Source organism: Mycobacterium sp. NGS62 (assembly GCF_059812285.1).
The window spans coordinates 1-21,326 of sequence record NZ_JCALCK010000004.1; the positions used below are offsets into that span (position 1 = coordinate 1).

Here is a 21,326-nt window from a genome sequence, read left to right on the forward strand (position 1 = left end):
CGCCGACATCCGCTACCAGTACAGTCTCGATGCGCTGGGCGCAGTCTCGCCTGCCCGGATCAGATTTGGCCGGGGGTGCCGGTGTTTATCGGGTTCATCGGACTCATGGGGTTCATCGGACTCATCGGATTCGCCGGATTGTCCGGGTCCATCGGACTGGCGGGATTCAACGGGCTGTCCGGATTCAACGGGCTATTGATGTTCGCTGGATTGGTAAGACTGTTGGGGCCATAGGGACCCGCATTGCACATCGCGCTTGCGTTCGCAATGCAGTCGGACGGGCTGAACGGGTCGGGGTCGGCAGGATCGGCACCCGCCGGGGCTATCGCCGCGAAGGCAGGCGCGGCGACCACAGTACCCACGACCGCGGCCTTCGCCACGCTGCGACGAACACCAGAAAACCGTACAGAATTCACTGAATTCCTCCCTAAATCCGTTTCGTCGCCGGGGTTATCCCGGTGGCAAATGGTCAGTAGCCGCGATGATCACACAGACAATTGGATTGCATCCGACAATTCCGGGAATCCGGACTTTTGCTAAGAGCCGCGACGTTTTAGCCGTCAGCGGCCGAATCGCCGCAGACGCAAGCTGTTTGCCACCACCAAAACCGACGAGCACGCCATTGCCGCGCCGGCGATCATCGGGTTGAGCAGGCCCAGCGCCGCCAAAGGCAGCGCCGCCACGTTGTAGCCGAACGCCCAGAACAGGTTCATCCGGATGGTGCGCAGAGTGCGCGCCGACAGTCGCAGCGCCGTCGGCACCGTGCGCAGATCGCCCCGCACCAGGGTCACGTCGCCGGCTTCGATCGCCGCGTCGGTGCCGGTGCCCATCGCCATGCCGATGTCGGCGGTGGCCAGCGCCACGGAGTCGTTGACGCCGTCACCGACCATCGCCACCCGGGCGCCCTCTGCCTGCAGGACCTTGACGGCGTCGGCCTTGCCGGTCGGCAGCACCCCGGCGATCACGTCGGCGGCGTCGATGCCGACCTCAGCGGCCACCCGGCGCGCGACGGCAGCGTTGTCGCCGGTCAGCAGCAGCGGCCGGATACCCAGCTGTCGCAGCTGCGAAATCGCCTGTGCGCTGCTTGGTTTCACGTCGTCGGCCAGGCGGATAATGCCGCGCGCTCGGTTGTCCCAGCGGACCTCGACGCTGGTGCGCCCGTCGCACTCCTGCGCCTTGGCCACGCTGACGGTCACACCGTCGACATCGCCGTGGACACCGGTGCCGGGATCGTTGACGAAGTTGGTAACCGGCGGCAAAACCCGGTCGCCGGCGGCGGCCACGATGGCGGCGGCCACCGGATGTTCGGACGCCGCCTCGACGGCCGCCGCGCGGGCCAACACCACCTCGGCGTCCTCGCCCGGAGCGGGCTCCACGGCATCGACGGTCATCACGCCGGTGGTGACGGTGCCGGTCTTGTCCAGCACCACGGTGTCGATGCCGGTGACGGTCTCGAGCACTTGCGGATCCTTGATCAGGATGCCCAGTTGGGCGCCGCGCCCGGTGCCGACCAGGATGGCGGTCGGGGTGGCCAGGCCCAGCGCGCACGGGCAGGCGATGATCAGCACCGCGACGGCCGCGGTGAACGCCGCTGCGGCGGGCTGACCAGCCAACAGCCAACCGGCCAGGGTCAGCGCCGCGAGCACCAACACCGCCGGCACGAACACCGCCGAGACCCGGTCGGCCAACCGCTGGACGGATGCCTTGCCGTTTTGCGCGTCGGCCACCAGCTGGGCCATCCGGGCCAGCTGGGTGTCGGCGCCGACCTTGACCGCACGGACCAGCACACGGCCGTAGGTGTTCAGCGCGCCGCCGAGCACGTCGTCGCCGACGGTGATGTCGACGGGCGTGGGTTCCCCGGTCATTGCCGAGGTGTCCAACGCCGAGGCGCCGTCGACAACCACCCCGTCGGTCGCGATGCGCTCCCCGGGGCGAACCACAAAAACGTCCCCGACGTGCAGCTCTGAGAGTGGCAACCGGACCTCGACGCCGTCGCGCAGGACCGCGGCGTCCTTGGCGCCCAGATCCAGCAATGCGCGCAGCGCTGCGCCGGCCGAGCGCTTGGCCCGCGACTCGGCGAAGCGGCCGGCCAGCAGGAACACCGTGACTGCGGCCGCCACCTCGAAGTACACGTGGCCCGAGCCGCGCAGCACCGCCAGCGCCGACCACAGGTAGGCGGCCAGCGTGCCCAGCGACACCAACGTGTCCATGGTTGATGCGCCGTGCCGGGCGCTTTGCAGCGCGGCCCGGTGGAAGGGGTACCCGCCCCACACCACGATCAGGGTGGTCAGCGCGAACACCAGCCACTGCCAGCCCGCGAACTGCCAGGCCATCACCATCGACAGCGCCACCACCGGGATGGCCAGCACCGCCGAAGCGGCCAACCGCGACCGCAGCTGGCTCTCGGGAACGTCTTCGTGGTGATGGGCGTGCTCGCTGACCACCGAAGCCTGGTATCCGGCCGACTCGACGGCGCGGATGAGCTCACCGGGCGAGACGGCAGAGTCGTGTTCGACGTGGGCGCGCTCGACGGCGAAGTTCACCGTGGCGCGGACACCGTCGAGCTCGTTGAGACCACGCTCGATTCGCGCCGCGCAGGACGCGCAGCTCATCCCGCGAAGGTCGAGATCGGTGGTGGTCATACCGTCGAGAATACCCCTACGGGGTATCCCGGGTCTGTCGCAGATTGGTGATTCCGACCACTGCCAGCACCCCCGCGAGCGTCGCCAGCAGCAGGGTCAACAACAGCAGCGGCGGGTCGTAGACCACCGAGGTGGTGACCGGCTGGCCGTCCAGGATCGGAGCGACGGCCACTGTCGAACGCACCTGTGACCAGCTGAGCGCGCAGCCCAGCACCGCGGCGCCGGCCAGCGCGAGCTGGACGACGGCGCGGACGCCGGCCCTCACCGGCTTGATCCATCCTCGTCGGCGGAATCGACCTCGGCGGCCGGCCCGACCCGCTCCTCGACCAGCGGGGTCAGCGCGGCCCGCAGCGAGCGGTGCCGACGTGCCCAGGCCTGCGCCGTGCGGCCCCCGGTGAGCCGCAGCCCGATACCCACCCGGCCGCGCGGCACGCCGATCAGTTCACCCAGCGCGCGCGCCGACTGCCAGCGCTGCAACTCCTTTTCCGAAACCAGCGGATGCTCGGCATCCGGGTAGACCCGCACAATGTCGGCCACCTGAATGGTCTCGGTGCCCTGCCGCAGGGTCTGCGTGGTCAGTTCGACCGACGTATGAATCCGGGCAGCCTTCACCTGCAGGCCGACGAAACCCGACACCAGCACCAGAAAGACCATCGGAACCAGCAGCTGCCAGCCGTAGCCGCTGGACTTTTCGATCATCAACATCGCGCCCGCCGACAGCGGGCCGGCCAGCACCCACAGCCAGCTCGCGCCGGCTTCGTAGAACAACGGAGCCGGTTTGGTACCCGTCCCTGCGGTCACTGAAATCCTGTCCCCTGATCCGAGCTGTACGCCGCGCGCCAGCCTATCGCGGCGACGATGCGGAGCAGCGCGAAGCAGAAGACTCGGTTGTGGTTCGATGTGCGATCACAGCCCTGGCTTCTGGCTCGCGAGAACGGCGGAACGCTCACCGGGTGAAGTAGTCGTGCGCGTCGCTGCGATGCAGCAAAAACATTCCTCCGGCGATCAACACGCACCCGATAATGCCGCTGACCGCACAGATCACCGCCGCCACCGGCGGCCAGTCCACACTGAACAGCCGGCTCGCGATGTAGACAACCGCGGCAATGCCGCCGCCGGTCAATATGGTGCGGGCCCAGCGATAACCGGCCCGCATCAGGATCAGGAACGTCACGACGATCGCGCACAGCACCGCCGCGAACAGCAAGGATGCAGCCAACACCAGCCCGGACCCCGTACTGGTCGGGGATGCGACCAGGTCGACCACATAGCCGATCAGCATCAACGGCAGCGCGGCCAGCCACAGCCAAAAGCCGGTATCGACGTCCACCGGACGGGTCTGCGGCTCGCCCGGCGGCGGACCAGGCGGGGCCGGCGGCCCGGGCGGTCCCGGCGGGGAGCTCGGCCAGCTGGGCGGCTCAGTCATGAAAGCCAGCCTGCCGCCTCGGCGGCCCAGTAGGTCAGCACGATGTCGGCGCCGGCGCGCCGGATGCACGTCAACGACTCCAGCACGGCGGCCCGCTTGTCGATCCACCCGTTGGCCGCGGCCGCGGCGAGCATCGCGTACTCCCCCGACACCTGATAGGCGGCCACCGGCACCGGCGAGATGTCCGCAGCGGCCGCGACCACGTCCAAGTAGCTCATCGCCGGTTTGACCAAGACGATGTCGGCGCCCTCGTCGAGATCCAACTGCACCTCGCGCAGCGCTTCGCGAGCGTTGCCGGACTCTTGCTGATAGGTGCGGCGGTCACCGGACAGGCTCGAGCTCACCGCCTCCCGGAACGGGCCGTAAAACGCCGACGCGAACTTGGCGGCGTAGGCCAGGATGACCACGTCGGTGTGACCGGCCGCATCCAGTCCGTCGCGGATGGCCGCCACCTGCCCGTCCATCATTCCGCTCGGCCCGACCACATGAGCGCCCGAATTTGCCTGCGCCACAGCAAGTTCCACATACCGCGCCAGCGTAGCATCATTGTCGACCCGGCCGCGCTCGTCGAGGACGCCGCAATGCCCGTGGTCGGTGAACTCATCGAGGCAGGTGTCGGCCATCAGCACCGTCGCCTCGCCGAGGTCCTTGGCCAAATCACGCAATGCGACGTTGAGGATGCCGTCCGGGTCACAGCCGGCCGTGCCCGTGGCGTCCTTGTCCTGCTCGCGGGGCACCCCGAACAGCATCAGCCCGCCCACCCCGGCGGTCACCGCCTCGACGGCCGCGGCGCGCAGCGAGTCGCGACTGTGCTGCACCACACCGGGCAACGACGCGATCGGTCGCGGCTCGTCGATGCCGTCGGCGACGAACATCGGCAGCACCAAACGCCGTGGCTCGACCGACGTTTCCGCCACCAAGCGCCGCATCGCCGGTGTCGAGCGGAGCCGGCGCGGGCGCTGCCGGGGATACGCGCTCATGCTCAAGTCCGCTGTTGCCGGCCGCGAGCGTGCGCAGAATGCCAGCTTCGACGGCGTGTCGGAGTACAAACACGCACGCTCGGCTGTGCGATCGCCACTAGCGCCTGCGGCTCTTCTTACGCGGCGGCGGCAACGCGCCCTCGGCCCGCAGCCGCGCAGCGTGCTCGGCCAGTGCCTCGATCAGCGGACCCACCGCGGCGGTTTCCGGCTGTACGTCGACGCGCAAACCGAACTCGGCGGCCGTCTCGGCGGTCTTGGGGCCGATGCAGGCGACGATGGTCCGCGCATGCGGCTTGCCGGCGATGCCGACTAGGTTGCGCACCGTCGACGACGACGTGAAGCAGACCGCGTCGAATCCACCGGTCTTGATCATTTCGCGGGTGGCCGCCGGCGGCGGGGCGGCCCGCACCGTCCGGTAGGCGGTGACGTCCTCGATTTCCCAGCCGCGTTCGCGCAGCCCCTCGGCCAGCGTCTCGGTGGCGATGTCCGCCCGCGGCAGCAAGACCCGGTTGACCGGATCGAAAATGCTGTCGTAGGGCGGGAATTCGTCCAGCAGCCCCAGCGAGGACTGTTCCCCGGAGGGCACCAGCTCCGGGCTGATCCCGAAGGCGCGCACCCGGTCAGCCGTCGCCTCACCCACGCAGGCGATCTTCACTCCGGAGAACGCCCGGGCGTCCAGCCCGAACTCGCCGAACTTCTCCCACACCGCGCGCACCGCGTTGGTGGAGGTGAACACCACCCACTGGTAGCGGCCGTCGACCAGGCCCTTGACCGCGCGTTCCATCTGCGCGGGGCTGCGCGGGGGCTCGACGGCGATCGTCGGTACCTCGATCGGCAGCGCGCCGTGGCCGGTCAGCCGCTCGCTCATCTCGCCGGCCTGGTCCTTGGTCCGCGGCACCAACACGGTCCAGCCGTACAAGGCGCGGCTCTCCCACCAGTTCAGCTTGGCCCGGTTGGCCACCGTCTTGCCGATGGTCATCACCACCGGTCCGGTCAACGGCCCGGCCGGATCGGTGCCGCCCAGCGCGGCGCCCTCGGCCAGCACGCCCAGCGTCGACTCCACCGAACGCTGCGCGCAGGTGGTGCCGGACGCGGTCACCACGCACGGCGTCGACTCGGTGAGCCCGTACTCGACCAGGGTGCGCGCCGCGTCGGCCACATGCGATGCGGTGGCCTGCAGGATCAGCGGACCCGGCGCGGCGGCCAGCGCCGACCAGTCGTCCTCTTTGAGGTCGGCGCGCACGTCGGCGACGGTGTGCGATGAGCCCAGCGGCAGCCCCGCATACGTCGGGGTCGCGGAGCTGGGGGCCAGTCCCGGCACGATTTCGAAATGCAAATGGCTGCGCGCCACCGCGTTGACCTCGGTGATGACCGCGTCCACCGACAGCGGGTCACCGGCCACCAGCCGTACCACGTCGGCCCCGGAACGAGCCTCGGCGACAAGCGTTTTGGCTACTTCAGCCGCATCTCCCAGAGCCGGCCGGATGTCCGGGCCGACCGATACCACCGCGGCGGTCGTCGGATCCTCACCGGCGCCTTCGGCCGCCCCGCTGTCGGCCTGGGCGCCGGGTTCGGCCGGACCGGATACCGGCGGCAGGTCCTTGCCGATCAACGCCAGCACCGGCTCCGGCACGTCAGGGTCGGTGAAGACCAGGGCGGCGTTCGCCAGCGCCACGACGGCCCGCGTCGTCAGCAGACCGGGGTCTCCCGGGCCAGAGCCCACAAACGTGATGTGGCCCGGCTTCGGCTTACGTCCTCGTACGCCTACTTGGCGAGTCATGTGCTACTCCCACCTCGTTCTCGCGCGGGTTCCTACCGCGCGCTGCCCGACATGAGTTCCCGAGCCCCCAGCTCGAACAGCTCCGCGGCCACCGAGAGCCCCAGCTCTCGTGCCCGCCCCGGACTGCCGATACCGGACGCGCGGATCACGTCGGATCCGTCCAGCGCCGCCACGCAGCCGCGCAGCGACAGCTCCTCGAAGACATGTGAGTCGTCCTCGTCGATGGACTCGACCACCTCGGCGATCGCGCCCACCGGCGCGGAGCAACCTGCCTCCAGTTCGGCGAGCAGGGCACGCTCGGCGGTGACTGCCGCGCGGGTGTCGACGTCGTCGAGTTCCGCCAACAGTGCCGCCAGTCCGGCATCCCCGGCGCGGCACTCGACGGCGAGCGCTCCTTGAGCCGGCGCTGGCAACATCTGCACCGGATCGAGCGTCTCGGTGACAGCGTCGAGCCGGCCCACCCGGGCCAGACCCGCCCGAGCCACCACGATCGCGTCGAGATCACCACTGCTTACCCTGTTCAACCTGGTATCTAGGTTGCCTCTTAGGGGGCGGATTTCCAAACCGAGACCCAGTGCTCTAAGCTGTGCGGCCCGCCGGGGCGATGACGTGCCCACCACCGAGCCCGCCGGCAACTCCGCCAGCACCAGTCCGTCGCGGGCCACCACGGCGTCACGGGGGTCTTCCCGCGCAGGTATGGCCGCCACCGTGAAGCGCGGATCGTCGGCGGTGGGCAAATCCTTGTGCGAGTGCACCGCCGCGTCGACGCGGCCGTCCTCGATGGCCTCGCGCAGCGCCGCGGTGAACACGCCGACCCCGAGGGTCTCGATCGGATCGGACGAGCGGTCGCCCTTGGTACTGATGGTGACCAGCTCCACGGAATGGCCAGCAGCCACCAGAGCGTCTCGGACACCACCGGCCTGGGTGGTGGCCAACAAGCTTCCCCGAGTGCCTATCCGGATCACGTCGGTCAAGCGGCTACTCAGTGGAATCGGTTGGGACGGAGGGCAATTCGCCAGCCGTGGCGACAGCGTCGACGGCGGTCTGGTCGAGTTCGAAAAGCTCACGCAACGCCTCGGCGTAACTGTCGCCGCCGGGTGCGCTGGCCAGCTGCTTGATCCGCACGGTCGGTGCGTGCAGCAGTTTGTCCACCACTCGCCGTACGGTGCGGGCAACCTCGTCGCGCTGGGTGGCCTCGAGCCCGGGCAGCCGATTGTCCAGCCGCAGCAACTCCGCCTCGACGACGTTGGCGGCGCGCTGACGCAGCGCGGTCACCGTCGGGGTCACCTCGGCCATCCGCTGGCCGGCCAGATAGGTGGCAACTTCGCCGGCGACGATGTGGCGGGCGGCCGCGGCATCGGTGGCCGCGGCTCGCGCCGAGGGTTCGCGCTGCACGCGATCCATGTCGACGACCCAGACGCCGGGCAGGCCGGCCACCGCCGGGTCGACGTCGCGCGGCATGCCGAGGTCGCAGATCACCAGTGGCTGAGCGGATTCGTCCCGGCGGGCGGCGGCCAGCGCGTGATGCACATCGGCCAGCGAAACCACCGGGCGCACCGCACCGGTGCAGCTGACCACGACGTCGGCGTCGGCCAGCGCAGTGGGCAGCCGCTCGAGACTCCAGGCCTCGGCTTTGGCGCCGCATTCGCGGACCTTGCGGGCCAGCCGCTGCGCGCGGGGTAGCGATCGGTTGACCACGTGGACATGCTCGATGCCCGCCCGGGCCAGATGCGCCGCCGACAGCGCCCCCATCGCGCCGGCGCCGATCACCACGGCCGTCCGTCCGACTAGGCCGGCCCCGCCCAGCTTGTTGCCGGCCATGCCGAGCGCCACCGACACCACCGAGGCACCCGCGGCGTCGATCCCGGTCTCCGAATGCACCCGTTTGCCCACGGCCAGCGCGCGCTGAGCCAGCTCGTGCAGCACCCGGCCCACCGTGCGGTTGGTCTCGGCGGTCGCGTACGCGCGGCGCACCTGGCCGAGCACCTGCTGCTCGCCGAGCACCGCCGAATCCAAGCCGCTGGCGACCGCGAACAGATGCTCGACGGCGGCCTCGCTGTAACGGACGTAGGCGTATTTGGTCAGATCGCCCAGCGACATCCCGGAATGCTCGGACAGCACTTGCCCGATCACCGACAGACCACCGTGGAAGGCGTCGACCACCGCGTAAACCTCGACCCGGTTGCACGTCGACAGCACCATGGCCTCGGTCACCAGCGGCGACTGCAGCACTTCGTCGATGATCTTGATCTGGTCGGATTCATCGGTGGAGAGCTGCTCCAGAACCGAAACCGGCGCGCTGCGGTGGGAGACCCCGAAGAGCAGGACGCTCACGGCTGAATCACCTGGCCTGCCCCTTTGCCCAAAAAAACGAACGAAGTCCAGTGAACGAACTGACATCCACGGTAGTCGTTCGACAGGTTGGCCACCAAATTCGCGTTGCGCTGGTCACGGTGTGGCGGCCGAGAACGTCACCGTTCGGCCAGATCGGCGCGCAGCCGAGGCTCATCGACTTCCCAGTAGCTGTGCTCGCGGCCGTCGAGCAGAACCACCGGCAGCCGATCACCGAATTCGGCACGCAGCCCGGGATTTCCGTCGGCGGCCGCCGCGTCGACGTCAGTGGCCGACAGCTCGAAACCCAATTCGGTGGCCAACTCGGCCAGTTGTGCGTAGACCCGCGCACAGATCGCACATCCGTCGCGGGTCAGCAACTGCACCTGCCGGGGGCCCATGGCCACAGTGTGGCACCCGTCTCACGGGGTAAAGCGGCAAGCCCTGGGCGGATAGGGTTGAACCGGCAGAGTCGGCGCACCGAGAGGAGGTCGGAGATGGTGTCTCTCGGCCCGGGCGGAGTCGACCCGCAGACGGTAGCTTCCAACGCCAGCGCCGAACGTGCGCTCGACGGGTTGCATGCCGCCGACGCGCCGGATGCCGAGCAGCCGCCGGTCGATCTCACCGCGGCCGCATTTTTCGACGTGGACAACACCCTGGTGCAGGGCTCCTCGCTGGTGCATTTCGGCCGGGGGCTGGCTGCCCGCAAGTACTTCACCTACCGCGATGTGCTCGGATTCATCTACGCGCAGGCCAAGTTTCAGCTGTCAGGTCGAGAAAACAGCGACGACGTCGCGGCCGGCCGGCGCAAGGCGCTGGCGTTCATCGAAGGCCGGCCGACCACCGAGCTGATGGCGCTCGGCGAGGAGATTTACGACGAGATCATCGCCGACAAGATCTGGACGGGCACGCGCGAATTGGCGCAGATGCACCTCGACGCCGGCCAGCAGGTGTGGCTGGTCACCGCCACGCCCTACGAGCTCGCGGTGACCATCGCCGGCCGGCTGGGATTGACCGGGGCGCTGGGCACCGTCGCCGAATCGGTCGACGGGGTGTTCACCGGCCGGCTGGTCGGCGAACTGTTGCACGGCACCGGTAAGGCCCACGCCGTGCGCTCGCTGGCCATCCGGGAGGGGCTGAACCTCAGGCGCTGCACCGCCTATTCCGACAGCTACAACGACGTACCGATGCTGTCGCTGGTGGGCACCGCGGTCGCCATCAATCCCGACGCCCGCCTGCGCAGCCTGGCCCGGGAACGCGGCTGGGAGATCCGCGATTTTCGGACCGCGCGCAAAGCGGCCCGGATCGGGGTGCCGTCGGCGCTGGCGTTGGGCGCAGCCGGCGGGGCCCTGGCGGCGGCCGTGTCGCGTCGACACGAGCGCGGCTAGCGCGCGAGGGGCGCACCGACCGCATCCGCCCCGTGTCGCGTCGACACGAGCGCGGGTAGCGCGCGAGGCGGCTAATCGGTAATTCCGCTGATAGGCTGCGCCGCTGAGCCCATACGAGCGGAGAGCAGCGCATGGCAGTGCCCGAAGGTACCGAAGAACTCATCGGCACCCATTACCGATTCCCGGACTACTTCGAGGTCGGACGCGAAAAAATCCGTGAGTTCGCGAGTGCGGTCCAAGACGAGCACCCCATGCACATCTCCGAAACCGCTGCCGCCGAGGCGGGCCATCCGGCGGTGGTCGCGTCGCTGACCTTCCTCGCCGTCGCCGGACGGCGCGTCCAACTGGACGTCTTCACCAAATTCGACATTCCGATCAATCTCGCCCGGGTACTACACCGCGACCAGAAGTTCGTCTTCCACCGGCCGATCATGGCCGGCGACCGGCTGTACTTCGACACCTACCTGGACTCGGTGATCGAATCCCACGGCACGGTGATCGCCGAGATCCGCAGCGAGGTCACCGACGGCGACGGCAAACCAGTGATCACCAGCATCGTCACGATGCTCGGAGAATCGTCCAACCCAGACACCGACGCGGCCGCGACGATCGCCGCAATTGCGTCGATTCGGGGCGGGGCTTAGTGTCAGCGCGATGAACCAGGGGGCGAACGAGCCAATGAACACCGACCTGACGCCGCATTTTGATGACGTGCAGTCGCACTACGACCTGTCCGACGACTTCTACCGATTGTTTCTCGATCCGTCGCAGACCTACAGCTGCGCCTACTTCGAGCGCGACGACATGACGCTGGAAGAGGCGCAGCTGGCCAAGATCGACCTGTCGCTGGGCAAGCTGGGCCTGCAGCCGGGGATGACGCTGCTCGACGTCGGCTGCGGCTGGGGCGCGACGCTGCGGCGCGCCGTGCAGCGGTACGACGTCAACGTGATCGGGTTGACGCTGAGCAAGAACCAGGCTGCACACGTCCAGAAGTCGTTCGACGCGATGGAGAGCCCGCGCTCCAAAGAAGTACGGCTACAGGGCTGGGAGCAGTTCCACGAGCCGGTCGACCGGATCGTGTCGATCGGCGCGTTCGAGCACTTCGGTTTCGACCGCTACGACGACTTCTTCAAGATGGCTTACGAAGCGTTGCCGGCCGACGGGGTGATGATGTTGCACACCATCGTGATCCCCAGCGCTGAGGAGATCGAGCAGCGCGGCATCAAGACGACGATGACGCTGATCCGCTTCGTCAAATTCATCATGGACGAGATCTTCCCGGGCGGGCGGCTGCCGGCAGTCGCGACGGTCGAGGAGCATGCCACCAGGGCCGGCTTCCGGCTCGACCGCGTGCAGCCGCTGCGGTTGCACTACGCGCGGACACTGGATACCTGGGCCGCAGCGTTGGAATCGCGCAAGGACGAGGCCATTGCGATTCAGTCCGAAGAGGTCTACGACCGGTACATGAAATATTTGACCGGCTGCGCCAATCTCTTCCGCAACGGCAACACCGACGTCTGCCAGTTCACCCTGGTCAAGCCGGCGGCCTAATTCACGGCGCCGAACGTCGACTTATCGTTGAAATCCAGGGATTTGCGCCCAACAAGTCGACGCTCGGCCGCTAATCGGCGCTAGCCCAAGAACACGTTGCGACGCCCGGCCAATAGGCGGTACAGCGTCTGCTGGATCGTCTCGCGCACCTGATCCGTCAATTCGAAGGTGACCATCGGGTCATCGGCGTCGGCCGCTTCGTAATCGGTCGTCGAGATCGGCTCACCGAAGGCGATGTGCCATTTCGACGGCAACGGCAACAGCCCAGCCGGACCGGCCAGCGGGAATAACGGGGTGATCGGGAAGTAGGGCAGCCCGAACAGCCGGGCCAGCAGCTTGAGGTCGGCCACCATCGGATAGATCTCCTCGGAGCCGACGATCGAGCACGGCACGATCGGCGCCTTGGTGCGTAGCGCCGCCGACACGAACCCGCCGCGGCCGAAGCGCTGCAGCTTGTAGCGGTCCTTGAATCGCTTACCCAGTCCCTTGTATCCCTCAGGGAACACTGCGGTGAGTTCGCCGGCGGCCAGCAGCCGGTGGGCATCGGCGGTGCAGGCCATGGTGTGGCCGGCCTTACGGGCGGTCTCGCCGATCACCGGCAGGTCGAACACCATGTCGGCGGCCAACAACCGCAGGTCGCGGCCGGCCGGGTGTTCGTCGTGCACTGCCACCGAGGCCATCAGCCCGTCGAACGGCAGCACCCCGGCGTGGTTGGCGACCACCAGCGCGGCACCGGTGTCCGGCAGATTCTCAACACCGCTGACCTCGACGCGGAACCAGGACTTGAAGAAGAACCGCAGCAAAGGCCGCACGATCGCGTCGTTGAAATGCGGGTCGAAGCCGAACTCGTCGATGTTGTAGTCACCGGTGAGCCGCTGGCGGAGGAATTCGGCGACGGCGCCCACCCGCTGCGCAAGGTCGTTGCCGGACGATGCGGCCAGGGGCTTGCCGCCGGCGAGCCGCCGATGCTGATCGATCTCGCGGACGACCGCGGCAATCTGCTCGGCCGATGCCCGCGCGTCCGGGTCGGAAAGCAGTGACGGGTGTCGGCGTGAGGCCTCGGTCCGTTGGCCGGCACGCCGCTGCGCGGCTGCACGATTCGGATTCGAGTGCAGCGGAATGACTTTCGCCCTGTTTTCGCCCGCCACGATATCTACCTGCCCCCACCCCATGGGATTGATTTCAGGTTGCCTAGGCGCTGCGCTGCGGATACGGCATGACCTTCCAAGGAGAGTACCAACTCAGGCTTGAGAATGGGAGCCATGGCTCGGCCGCGAAGGTAATCGTCGAATGCTTCAGCCGTCGTCCACTTTGGGTGAAAGTCGAGTTCGTCGCGCATTCGGGTGGTGTCCATAACTCGGCCATAGCTGAGATAGTCGAGTTGCTCACGATTGATTTCGGTATAGCGATTAGCCCGTCTCAGCGAATCGAGCGCCCATAGTCCGAATCCAGGTACCGGCAGCGGGATCCGGCCGGCCCGCCGGATCGCCTGGGACAGCATCATGATCCCGCTGGCGCCGACGTTGAAGGTGCCGGGCTTGCCGGCCATCGCGGCGCGCTCCAATGCGCTCAGGGCGTCTTGCTCGTGCAGCAACTGCAGTCGGGCGTCGCGGCCGGCCACCGTCGGGACCAGCGGCCCGGCCAGGTAGCGCGACAGCGTGGTGTCCATCGCCGGGCCGATCATGTTGGCCAGCCGCAGAATGGTCACCGAGATATCGGACCGCCGCCGGCCCAGCCCGCGCGCATACCCCTCGATGTCGAGGCTGTCTTTGGGGAAGCCTTCCCGAAAGGGGCGACGGCTGCTGCTGTCCTCGGTGAACATCACCGGGTCGTGCGGGCTGGACCCGTAGACCTCCGACGTCGACTTCAGCACGACCCGGCGCAACGAGGGCGCCTTTTGGCAAGCCGCGAACAATTGCATCGCGCCCATGACGTTGATTTCCTTCAACGCCGCGCCGCCGCCGGCCCGCGGCGCAAACGACGCCGCCGCCGCGTGCACCACGGTGTCGACATCGCCGTTTCGAATCACCTTGGCGATAAACGGGTTGCGGATATCGGCGCGGACGAATTCAGCGCGGCCCATCCGCCGCAGCATGTCCTTGCTGGGGGCAATCGCATCCACCGCGATCACCCGGTTGATCAACGGGTTTTGGGCAAGTCGGGCTGTCAGGAAACCGCCCAGAAACCGGCACGCACCGGTAACCAGGACGACTTTCGGGTAATGGACCGTATCGGTGCCCGTGCCGCGAGATTTGGCGCCCGGTCCGGGACTGGGTTGATCGCCCGTCGAATCCACCCCGCCAGCCTAACGGGCTGGTGCTACCACGGCGTTACCAAACAACGGCGGCCAGCGGCGAGTTCGGGCTGAAAATTACTTGCCGAGTTTTCTGCGCTGCACTCGGGTACGGCGAAGCAGCTTGCGGTGCTTCTTCTTCGACATCCTCTTGCGCCGCTTCTTGATTACTGAGCCCATAACTCCGCTATCTGTGTGGCCATCCGAGTCCACGTGGCCGCTGCTGAAATGACCCGGTTACTCTACCTGGGCCGCCACCCGGAACGGAAAAGCGTCGACTGTGCGCACAGTTGGACGCCGCGAACGCACTGTCAACGCGGTGTGGGCCTTAGCCGGCGTCGAAGTAGGAGCTCTCCAGCATGTCGTGCACGGCCTTCGCGTGCACCCGGAAAGATCGCCCGACGCGAACCGCAGGCAGTTCACCGTTGTGAACCAACCGGTAGACCGTCATCTTGCTGACCCGCATCAGCGCCGCCACCTCGGCCACAGTGAGAAATTGTGTCCTGGGCTGTTGGCCGTCGGGCGAACCAGTGTCCCGTGCCGATTTGCCGCCAGCTGAATCCCGCGCCGATGGCCCGTTCATAGACGTCATCGCAACCCAATCAGTCAGGCCCGCGCAGTCCCAGCGGCTTCCCCTCCGCTGGCACGCACGCGTGCATACAAAGAGGAGAATAGCGGGACTAGTGGGGTTCCTGCGACGGGTGGTAGGAAATCAGAAAAAATTTATGAATTACTCTGATGTGATTCTTAGCTGCTCAGAGCGCCTTTTAGCGGCCTGCACCGCCCCGTCGACTGCACTGCGCAAACCGGCGCGCTCGAGTTCCCGCAGCGCAGCCGCGGTAGTGCCACCCGGCGACGTCACCGTCGCCCGCAGCCGCGCCGCCGTCGTATCGATGGTGAGGTCGGGCGCCGCTTCGCTGGCCGGGGCCCGGTCCTGCTCCATCCGCTCCAACAACATCGCCGCCGATCCCGCCATCGTCTGGGCAACCAGTTCGGTGGCGACCTGACGGGTCAGGCCGACGCCGACGCCCGCGTCGACTAACGCCTCGACCATCAGGAAGAAATACGCCGGGCCCGAACCGGACACCGCGGTCACCGCGTCCAGCTGGGTCTCCGGGACGGTGAGCACCCCGCCGACGCAGTCGAACAAAGCGGCAACCTCTTTGAGCTGTTCTGGGGCGACAAAGCGGCCTTTGGCCAGCGCGCTGACTCCCGCCCCGACCAACGCCGGCGCGTTGGGCATCACCCGCACCACCGGTGTGCCGGCCGGCAGCTTGGCTTCCAGGTAGCTGATGGTGACCCCGGCCGCGACGGTGATGAACACCTGCTCGGGGCTGCCGTCCTCGGCCTGGGAGGCCGCATGCGCGATCTCGCCGACGACCGGCTCGACGTCGGAGGGCTTCACCGCGACGATGATGAACGTCGCGTTTTCCACTGCGTCGGTCAGCGAGGTCACCAGCACCGAATACGTCTCGGCTAGGTAGCGGGCGCGGACGGGCAGTCGTTCGGCCACCACGAGGTCTTTGACCTGCCGCCCCGCCCGCAGCAGGCCGGACAGCAACGCCTCCCCCATGCTGCCGCCGCCGATGATCGCGATTCTGGCCATGGGGGCAAGCATGGCAGACCTCGGTTACTCAGCGACCAGGCACCATCGCCAGCTGACGGGTCTGCACCACGATGCGGCCCTCGCAGTCGACGACGGTGTGGTCTTCGTCGAACCAGTCCTGGCCGATCTGCATGCACGTGCACACCACCCGCAGCCAGCCGTCGGCCGGTAATCCGCGCAGATAGGCGGTGAGTTGCACGGTGGGCGCCCAGCCGGTGCGGCCCACCGCGAAGCTCACCGGCGCCGACACGTCCCCGCACATCAGCGCGAACAGCACATCGGGAGCCATGCCGCGCGGCCGCACCCACATCTGGATCATCGGTGGCCGGCCATCGGTGGGCTCCAGCGTCGAAACCAGCGGCCGCACGTCGCAGCCCTCGGCCAGGTGCACCAGCCCGGCCATCGGATGCCCAGGACCGATCGGCGCGACGTCGGCGGGCGGTTCGGGCGCCATCAGCTCCGTGACCGGGTTGGCCGACAGCAGCGGCGGGACCATGTGCTCGGGCTCGCCGAGGGTGACCACGGCGTGCACCGCGGTCCGCTCGCCCTGATTGAGCTCGACGTCGACCACGCTGATCCGCCGGCCGCGCTTGCGGATCGACCTCACCAGTTGCATCGGGCCGGGGTCCGGCGCCCACAGGTAGCTGCCCGACACCGCGACCGGCTGCACGTTCGGGTCACCGTGTGTCGTGCGCGCGGCATTGGCGCACAACGCCAGCATCGCGCCGCCGTGCACCTTGGGCCCAATGGTCCAGTGCTCGTTCAGCTCCCCCTCAAACACGCCGTCGACTTCCGTCTCGCGCAACATCATCGCGTCGCTGAACAGGGTTGATCCAGAACTCATCAGTGTCCTTCGGGCCTCAACGCAACAGATACGTCCGGGCAAACTGCAGCGACTCGGTCAGCATGGCTTCCCGCTCGTGGGCCGAACGCGCCGCCGACGTGGAAACTTCCAGCACGACGTGGCCCGCGAAGCCGCCGGCGGCCAGCATCTCGCACACCTCCACGACCGGCTGGCTGCCCCTGCCGGGCACCAGGTGCTCGTCGGCGGGCAGCCCGTTGCCGTCGCACAGATGCAGATGCACCAGGCCCGAACCCATCCGTTCGGCCATTTCCAGCGCGTCGCTGCCGGCGGTCGCGGTATGGGACAGGTCCAGCGTGTAGTGCGCGTGGTTTCCGTCCAACGGATCGTAGGACGGCGAGAACGCCGAAATGCCCAGGCCGGGCCCCCCGCCCCGGCGTCGCATCCGCTCGATGGACTGCCCGGCTCCGAAGAACCGGTCGGCGCGGAACGGGAACATGTTCTCGACGGCCACCAGCACGTCGCCGGCGGCTTCCAGTTCGGCGACCTGCTCGGCGAACCCTTCGGCGTAGCGCCGCTGCCACCGAAACGGCGGATGCACGACGACGGTTTGGGCGCCCAGCTTTTCGGCGGCCCGCACGCTGCGTTCCAGCTTGGAAATCGGATTGGCGCCCCACACCCGTTGCGAGATCAGCAGACAGGGGGCGTGCACCGACAGCACCGGCATCCGGTAGCGCCGGGAGAGCTTGGCGACGGCGGCAACATCCTGGCTGACCGATTCGCCCCACACCATCAGCTCGACACCGTCGTAGCCGAGGTTGGCCGCGTACTCGAAGGCGGCCTCGGTCCTCATCGGATAGACCGAGGCCGTCGAGAGACCGACCTTGATGGCTGGGCGCACTGACCAGTTAGCCGGACTGCAACAACGCCAACGGCCCCAGCGTCACCAGTGCCCCCACCGCGACCGCGATCAACGTGCTGGCGATGTCCTCGGTCTTGCGGACCACCCGCACCCCGACCACCAGGCCGAGAATGACCAGCACCGACAGCACCAGAGCCACGATGTTGTTCCACCGCCACAGCTGGTCGAACGCGATGAACAGTCCGGCACCGAAGGCGACGGCCAGGATCGACTGCAGCACAACCACACCGCCGCGCACCATGGTTTCGGTGCGACCGGACCACGCGTAGGCGTCGTCGACGTCAGCGGCCGCTTCGCCGTCGAGATCGTCGATGTCGGGGTAATCCTCGTCGACGTCGTCGATGTCGGCGTAGTCGTCGTCGGCCTCGGCTTCGGCATCAACATCGACGTCATCGGAAGCGCTCTTGCCGCCGAAGAGTCGGCTGGCTGAGGCGCGCAGATACGACCGCACGTACGCGGAGTCGTCAGCAGCCGGTTCGGCTTCCCGCACGTCGGTGTCCATCACGTCGACCGGCATGCCGGCGTAATCCTCCAATGGATCCGGGTTCATCCCCTCGGCACCTGCTTGCGCCGCAGTCCGGTCGGCATCGTCGCCGGTCTGCTCGTCGTCGACCGGGACGGATTTGCGCAGCGGCAGCGGATAGGGACTGCGCTCGGGCCGCGATTCGCGCGCGGGCTGCGGCGGGGATTCCGGCCAGCGGGGCTGCGGTTCGGACCAATACGGGGAGGTGTCGGCGGCCTCGGCCTCGTCGTCCGACGGCTTGTCGACCCGGACGGCGCCATTGGGGCGACGGGAGTGCGATGCCGGCGCAGCGGCGGGTGTCTCGTCGGGCTCGGCGTCTTCACTGACGACCGGGATTTCGCCGGTCAGTTCGGCGACGGTCACCGCGTCGTCGTTGCCGCGCCGACGCCGACGACGGCCGGCGGGCGGCGGCGCACCGATAGTGCCGTTCTTGGCCAGCAGTTCGGCTACCGAGATCGGCCGGGTGCTCGAGCTGTCATTGGGTCCAGTCATGGTGTGTTGCTCCTCGATCGGCCAACAGCAGCCCGATCAGCGTGCCGGTTACCAGCATCCCGCACGGACGTTTCGACGAGAGCGGTTCCGTCGGCTTCACTGTCGAGTTTGCGCAAAATGAGACCTTCCCGCAGCGCCCACGGGCAGATGTCCACGGTTTCGATCGACAGCGCTCGCATACTTGCCTCGGCCACCAGAGCTCCCGCCACGATCTGCGGCGCCCGCTCGGCACTCACTCCTTCCAGCTCGGCACGGTCAGCGGTGGTCATCCTAGAGATGAAAGATATGAGTTGTCTGAGGCCACTGGCGGTAAGCGTCCGCTTCACCCGGGTCCCCGCCGCCGAGGGCGCCGCGCCGGTGAGCCGGGCCAGCGACCGGAAGGTCTTCGACGTCGCAACCGCGAGGTCAGGGCTGCCCGATTCCAGAACGGTTTCGCTGGCGTCGGCCAGCTCGGAGTCCAGCCAGTCGCGCAGCATGCCGACTCGCCGCCGCCCGGGTGGATCGTCTTGCAGCCAGTCGCGGGTCAGCCGTCCGGCGCCCAGCGGCAGCGACAACGCGACCTCGGGTTCCTCGTCGACACCACTGGACAGCTCCAGCGATCCGCCGCCGATGTCGAGGTTGATGATCCGTCCGGCACTCCACCCGTACCAGCGGCGCACCGACAGGAAGGTCAGCCGCGACTCGTCGACCCCGCGCAGCACCTGGAGCTCGACGCCGGTCTCGGCGCGCACTCGGGACAACACGTCTTCGGAGTTCTCCGCGTCGCGAACCGCCGAGGTGGCAAACGCCATCAGCTCCGCGCAGCCCGAGCTGACCGCGATCTTGCTGAACTCGTCGATCGTCGAAATCAGTTTGTCGGCACCGCGGCGAGTGATCTTGCCGGAGCTGTCGGTGGCCTCGGCCAGCCGCAGCGTGGCCTTGGTCGAACTCATCGGCGTCGGGTGTCCACCCCGGCGCGCATCGACGACCAACAGATGGACCGTGTTACTGCCCACGTCAAGCACACCCAATCGCACGAAACACCAGCCTACGTTGGCGTTGAGCGAACCGAACGTTGGTCTACCGTGGAAATCGTGACCAGCTCGCATTCGGCCCATCCCGGCGAGGTCGAATTGGACTTCGCACGCGAATGGGTGGAGTTCTACGACCCGGACAATCCCGAGCACCTGATCGCAGCTGACCTCACCTGGCTGCTGTCGCGCTGGACGTGTGTGTTCGGCACACCGGCCTGCCAGGGCACCGTGGCCGGACGCCCCGACGACGGATGTTGTTCGCACGGAGCGTTTTTGTCCGATGACGACGACCGTGCCCGGCTCGACGATGCCGTCTCCCGGCTGACCGACGACGACTGGCAGTTCCGCGAAAAGGGACTGGGCCGCAAGGGTTATCTCGAGCTCGACGAGCACGACGGCGAGGAGCAGTGGCGCACCCGCAAATACAAGGGTGCGTGCATCTTCTTGAACCGGCCCGGGTTCGAAGCCGGGCCGGGATGCGCGCTGCACACCGCGGCGCTGCGGCTCGACGTGCAGCCGCTGACAATGAAGCCCGACGTCTGCTGGCAGTTGCCGATCCGGCGAAGCCAGGAATGGGTGACCCGCCCAGACGGCAGCGAGATCCTCAAAACCACCGTCACCGAATACGACCGCCGCGGCTGGGGTGCCGGCGGCGCCGACCTGCACTGGTATTGCACCGGCGATCCGGCCGCCCATGTCGGCGCCAAACAGGTATGGGAAAGCCTGGCCGCCGAACTGACCGAGTTGCTCGGCGAAAAGGCCTACGCCGAACTGGCCGCAATGTGCAAGCGGCGCAGCGCATTAGGGCTCGTCGCGGTCCATCCGGCAACCCGGGCCGCCGAATAGCCGGCTAATCCGCGGGGTATGCCTGCTGGAAGGACTCGACCATGCGCAGCGCGCTGACTTCCAGATAGGCCTCGACGCGTGCCGCGGCCGTCGTCGTCTCGCGCGCCAGCACCGCGTCGGTGATCGCACTCAACTCGGCCAGCACCGTGTCAGCGTCGTCGTAGGCGGCGGTGAGCTCATGTTCGCGACCACCGAAGGCGTCTTCGACCCAGCGGTACACCAATCCCAGCGCCCGGTTGCCGGTGGCGTGAACGAGCACCCGGAAGAACGCCAGGTCCGCCTCCTGCCGCGCCTCGGATGTCGTCGCGGCGCGGACCGTGTCCAGCGCGGCGCGTAGCGCATCCGCGTCCTCGCCGGTGCCGCGCTCGGCGGCCAGCCGGCCGATGAACTGGCCGAACGCCGCGCGGATCTCCAGCACCTCGGCCAGGAAGTCCGGGCCCAGCTTGCGCACCAGCGCCTCGACCACCGCCGGGTGGGTCAGCTCGTCGGGGTCGCAGACCACGTTGCCGCTGCCATGCCGGGCCTGGATCAGGCCCATGTGCTGCAGCCGGGCCAGGCCCTGCCGCAGCGAGGTGCGGTTGACATTGAGTTGCTCGGCGAGTTCTCGCTCCGGCGGCAGGGTCGATCCGGGCGGAAAGGCGCCGTCCAGGATCGCATCGGCGATCGACGCGGCGATCTGCTCGTCGACACGCTGGCGATCCGGCGGCCGGATTGGACTTGACTGGTTCATT

General features: G+C 68.0%; 24 protein-coding genes. 4 read left to right on the forward strand and 20 right to left on the reverse strand.

The features are described 5' to 3' along the window. Positions 1–59: 59 nt before the first annotated feature. The 10 genes from AC5Y49_RS12040 to AC5Y49_RS12085 form a co-directional block, all read right to left on the reverse strand. A complete protein-coding gene (locus AC5Y49_RS12040) occupies positions 60–362 on the reverse strand; it encodes a hypothetical protein (protein ID WP_499887282.1) in 303 nt (100 codons plus the stop codon). Positions 363–560: 198 nt separating this feature from the next. After that, positions 561–2,642, reverse strand: a complete 2,082-nt coding sequence (locus AC5Y49_RS12045) for a heavy metal translocating P-type ATPase (protein WP_499887283.1) — start codon at positions 2,640–2,642, stop codon at positions 561–563. Positions 2,643–2,658: 16 nt separating this feature from the next. Further along, the gene (locus tag AC5Y49_RS12050; RefSeq protein WP_499887284.1) at positions 2,659–2,907 is read right to left on the reverse strand and encodes a hypothetical protein; all 249 of its coding nucleotides are present in this window, start codon (positions 2,905–2,907) and stop codon (positions 2,659–2,661) included. Next, positions 2,904–3,443, reverse strand: coding sequence for a transport-regulating membrane protein Mce1N (mce1N, locus tag AC5Y49_RS12055; protein ID WP_499887285.1), 540 nt, complete (start codon positions 3,441–3,443; stop codon positions 2,904–2,906). Before mce1N ends, AC5Y49_RS12050 begins: the two co-directional genes overlap by 4 nt. 145 nt (positions 3,444–3,588) lie before the next feature. Then, entirely contained in the window at positions 3,589–4,068 is a 480-nt protein-coding gene (locus AC5Y49_RS12060) for a hypothetical protein (protein WP_499887286.1), read from the reverse strand. Continuing rightward, complete coding sequence (gene hemB / locus AC5Y49_RS12065) at positions 4,065–5,054, reverse strand: porphobilinogen synthase (protein WP_499887287.1); 990 nt, start codon at positions 5,052–5,054, stop codon at positions 4,065–4,067. The genes AC5Y49_RS12060 and hemB overlap by 4 nt, the downstream gene beginning before the upstream one ends. A 91-nt stretch (positions 5,055–5,145) precedes the next feature. After that, positions 5,146–6,828, reverse strand: a complete 1,683-nt coding sequence (locus AC5Y49_RS12070; RefSeq protein ID WP_499887288.1) for a bifunctional uroporphyrinogen-III C-methyltransferase/uroporphyrinogen-III synthase — start codon at positions 6,826–6,828, stop codon at positions 5,146–5,148. 32 nt (positions 6,829–6,860) lie between these two features. Beyond that, positions 6,861–7,793 (reverse strand): hydroxymethylbilane synthase, encoded by a 933-nt coding sequence (gene hemC / locus AC5Y49_RS12075; protein ID WP_499887960.1) that lies wholly within the window; start codon positions 7,791–7,793, stop codon positions 6,861–6,863. A 13-nt stretch (positions 7,794–7,806) separates the two neighbouring features. Continuing rightward, positions 7,807–9,162 (reverse strand): glutamyl-tRNA reductase, encoded by a 1,356-nt coding sequence (locus AC5Y49_RS12080; RefSeq protein WP_499887289.1) that lies wholly within the window; start codon positions 9,160–9,162, stop codon positions 7,807–7,809. 137 nt (positions 9,163–9,299) lie between these two features. Beyond that, on the reverse strand, positions 9,300–9,560 hold the full coding sequence (locus AC5Y49_RS12085; RefSeq protein WP_499887290.1) for a glutaredoxin family protein: 261 nt from the start codon (positions 9,558–9,560) through the stop codon (positions 9,300–9,302). 96 nt (positions 9,561–9,656) lie between these two features. On the opposite strand from AC5Y49_RS12085, the gene AC5Y49_RS12090 reads away from it, so the two are divergent. From AC5Y49_RS12090 to AC5Y49_RS12100, 3 genes are all read left to right on the forward strand, one after another. Continuing rightward, positions 9,657–10,547, forward strand: a complete 891-nt coding sequence (locus AC5Y49_RS12090) for an HAD family hydrolase (RefSeq protein ID WP_499887291.1) — start codon at positions 9,657–9,659, stop codon at positions 10,545–10,547. A 131-nt stretch (positions 10,548–10,678) separates the two neighbouring features. Then, on the forward strand, positions 10,679–11,191 hold the full coding sequence (locus AC5Y49_RS12095; protein ID WP_499887292.1) for an FAS1-like dehydratase domain-containing protein: 513 nt from the start codon (positions 10,679–10,681) through the stop codon (positions 11,189–11,191). A gap of 34 nt (positions 11,192–11,225) precedes the next feature. Further along, the gene (locus AC5Y49_RS12100; RefSeq protein WP_499887962.1) at positions 11,226–12,098 is read left to right on the forward strand and encodes a cyclopropane mycolic acid synthase family methyltransferase; all 873 of its coding nucleotides are present in this window, start codon (positions 11,226–11,228) and stop codon (positions 12,096–12,098) included. An 80-nt stretch (positions 12,099–12,178) separates the two neighbouring features. On the opposite strand, the gene AC5Y49_RS12105 is transcribed toward AC5Y49_RS12100, so the two are convergent. From AC5Y49_RS12105 to AC5Y49_RS12145, 9 genes are all read right to left on the reverse strand, one after another. Beyond that, positions 12,179–13,270 (reverse strand): lysophospholipid acyltransferase family protein, encoded by a 1,092-nt coding sequence (locus AC5Y49_RS12105; protein ID WP_499887293.1) that lies wholly within the window; start codon positions 13,268–13,270, stop codon positions 12,179–12,181. Beyond that, the gene (locus AC5Y49_RS12110; protein ID WP_499887964.1) at positions 13,252–14,304 is read right to left on the reverse strand and encodes an SDR family oxidoreductase; all 1,053 of its coding nucleotides are present in this window, start codon (positions 14,302–14,304) and stop codon (positions 13,252–13,254) included. The genes AC5Y49_RS12105 and AC5Y49_RS12110 overlap by 19 nt, the downstream gene beginning before the upstream one ends. A gap of 165 nt (positions 14,305–14,469) precedes the next feature. Further along, entirely contained in the window at positions 14,470–14,571 is a 102-nt protein-coding gene (locus AC5Y49_RS12115) for a 30S ribosomal protein bS22 (protein WP_003402602.1), read from the reverse strand. A gap of 148 nt (positions 14,572–14,719) precedes the next feature. Beyond that, positions 14,720–14,983: a helix-turn-helix domain-containing protein gene (locus AC5Y49_RS12120; protein WP_065016121.1), complete on the reverse strand. Its 264-nt coding sequence runs from the start codon at positions 14,981–14,983 to the stop codon at positions 14,720–14,722. 138 nt (positions 14,984–15,121) lie between these two features. Next, positions 15,122–15,997, reverse strand: a complete 876-nt coding sequence (proC, locus tag AC5Y49_RS12125; protein ID WP_499887294.1) for a pyrroline-5-carboxylate reductase — start codon at positions 15,995–15,997, stop codon at positions 15,122–15,124. Between the two features lie 28 nt (positions 15,998–16,025). After that, on the reverse strand, positions 16,026–16,841 hold the full coding sequence (locus tag AC5Y49_RS12130; RefSeq protein WP_499887295.1) for a thioesterase family protein: 816 nt from the start codon (positions 16,839–16,841) through the stop codon (positions 16,026–16,028). 16 nt (positions 16,842–16,857) lie between these two features. Further along, positions 16,858–17,700 (reverse strand): sugar phosphate isomerase/epimerase family protein, encoded by an 843-nt coding sequence (locus tag AC5Y49_RS12135; RefSeq protein ID WP_499887296.1) that lies wholly within the window; start codon positions 17,698–17,700, stop codon positions 16,858–16,860. Positions 17,701–17,707: 7 nt separating this feature from the next. Further along, positions 17,708–18,736 (reverse strand): Rv0497 family membrane protein, encoded by a 1,029-nt coding sequence (locus AC5Y49_RS12140; protein WP_499887297.1) that lies wholly within the window; start codon positions 18,734–18,736, stop codon positions 17,708–17,710. Next, complete coding sequence (locus AC5Y49_RS12145; protein WP_499887298.1) at positions 18,733–19,752, reverse strand: Ppx/GppA family phosphatase; 1,020 nt, start codon at positions 19,750–19,752, stop codon at positions 18,733–18,735. Before AC5Y49_RS12145 ends, AC5Y49_RS12140 begins: the two co-directional genes overlap by 4 nt. A gap of 57 nt (positions 19,753–19,809) precedes the next feature. Here AC5Y49_RS12145 and AC5Y49_RS12150 point away from each other — a divergent pair, with 57 nt between their 5' ends. Continuing rightward, positions 19,810–20,595 (forward strand): DUF3109 family protein, encoded by a 786-nt coding sequence (locus AC5Y49_RS12150; RefSeq protein ID WP_499887300.1) that lies wholly within the window; start codon positions 19,810–19,812, stop codon positions 20,593–20,595. 4 nt (positions 20,596–20,599) lie between these two features. On the opposite strand, the gene AC5Y49_RS12155 is transcribed toward AC5Y49_RS12150, so the two are convergent. Next, a complete protein-coding gene (locus AC5Y49_RS12155; RefSeq protein WP_499887302.1) occupies positions 20,600–21,325 on the reverse strand; it encodes a FadR/GntR family transcriptional regulator in 726 nt (241 codons plus the stop codon). Position 21,326 lies beyond the last annotated feature (1 nt).

Bases quoted from the DNA above. Each gene is read 5' to 3' on its own strand.
- AC5Y49_RS12045 (WP_499887283.1), bottom strand. From the start codon at position 2,642: ATGACCACCACCGATCTCGACCTTCGCGGGATGAGCTGCGCGTCCTGC.
- AC5Y49_RS12115 (WP_003402602.1), bottom strand. From the start codon at position 14,571: ATGGGCTCAGTAATCAAGAAGCGGCGCAAGAGGATGTCGAAGAAGAAG.
- AC5Y49_RS12100 (WP_499887962.1), top strand. From the start codon at position 11,226: ATGAACACCGACCTGACGCCGCATTTTGATGACGTGCAGTCGCACTAC.
- AC5Y49_RS12070 (WP_499887288.1), bottom strand. From the start codon at position 6,828: ATGACTCGCCAAGTAGGCGTACGAGGACGTAAGCCGAAGCCGGGCCAC.
- AC5Y49_RS12090 (WP_499887291.1), top strand. From the start codon at position 9,657: ATGGTGTCTCTCGGCCCGGGCGGAGTCGACCCGCAGACGGTAGCTTCC.
- AC5Y49_RS12105 (WP_499887293.1), bottom strand. From the start codon at position 13,270: ATGGGGTGGGGGCAGGTAGATATCGTGGCGGGCGAAAACAGGGCGAAA.
- AC5Y49_RS12095 (WP_499887292.1), top strand. From the start codon at position 10,679: ATGGCAGTGCCCGAAGGTACCGAAGAACTCATCGGCACCCATTACCGA.
- AC5Y49_RS12060 (WP_499887286.1), bottom strand. From the start codon at position 4,068: ATGACTGAGCCGCCCAGCTGGCCGAGCTCCCCGCCGGGACCGCCCGGG.
- AC5Y49_RS12085 (WP_499887290.1), bottom strand. From the start codon at position 9,560: ATGGGCCCCCGGCAGGTGCAGTTGCTGACCCGCGACGGATGTGCGATC.
- proC (WP_499887294.1), bottom strand. From the start codon at position 15,997: ATGGCCAGAATCGCGATCATCGGCGGCGGCAGCATGGGGGAGGCGTTG.
- AC5Y49_RS12155 (WP_499887302.1), bottom strand. From the start codon at position 21,325: ATGAACCAGTCAAGTCCAATCCGGCCGCCGGATCGCCAGCGTGTCGAC.
- AC5Y49_RS12120 (WP_065016121.1), bottom strand. From the start codon at position 14,983: ATGACGTCTATGAACGGGCCATCGGCGCGGGATTCAGCTGGCGGCAAA.
- AC5Y49_RS12130 (WP_499887295.1), bottom strand. From the start codon at position 16,841: ATGAGTTCTGGATCAACCCTGTTCAGCGACGCGATGATGTTGCGCGAG.
- AC5Y49_RS12140 (WP_499887297.1), bottom strand. From the start codon at position 18,736: ATGACTGGACCCAATGACAGCTCGAGCACCCGGCCGATCTCGGTAGCC.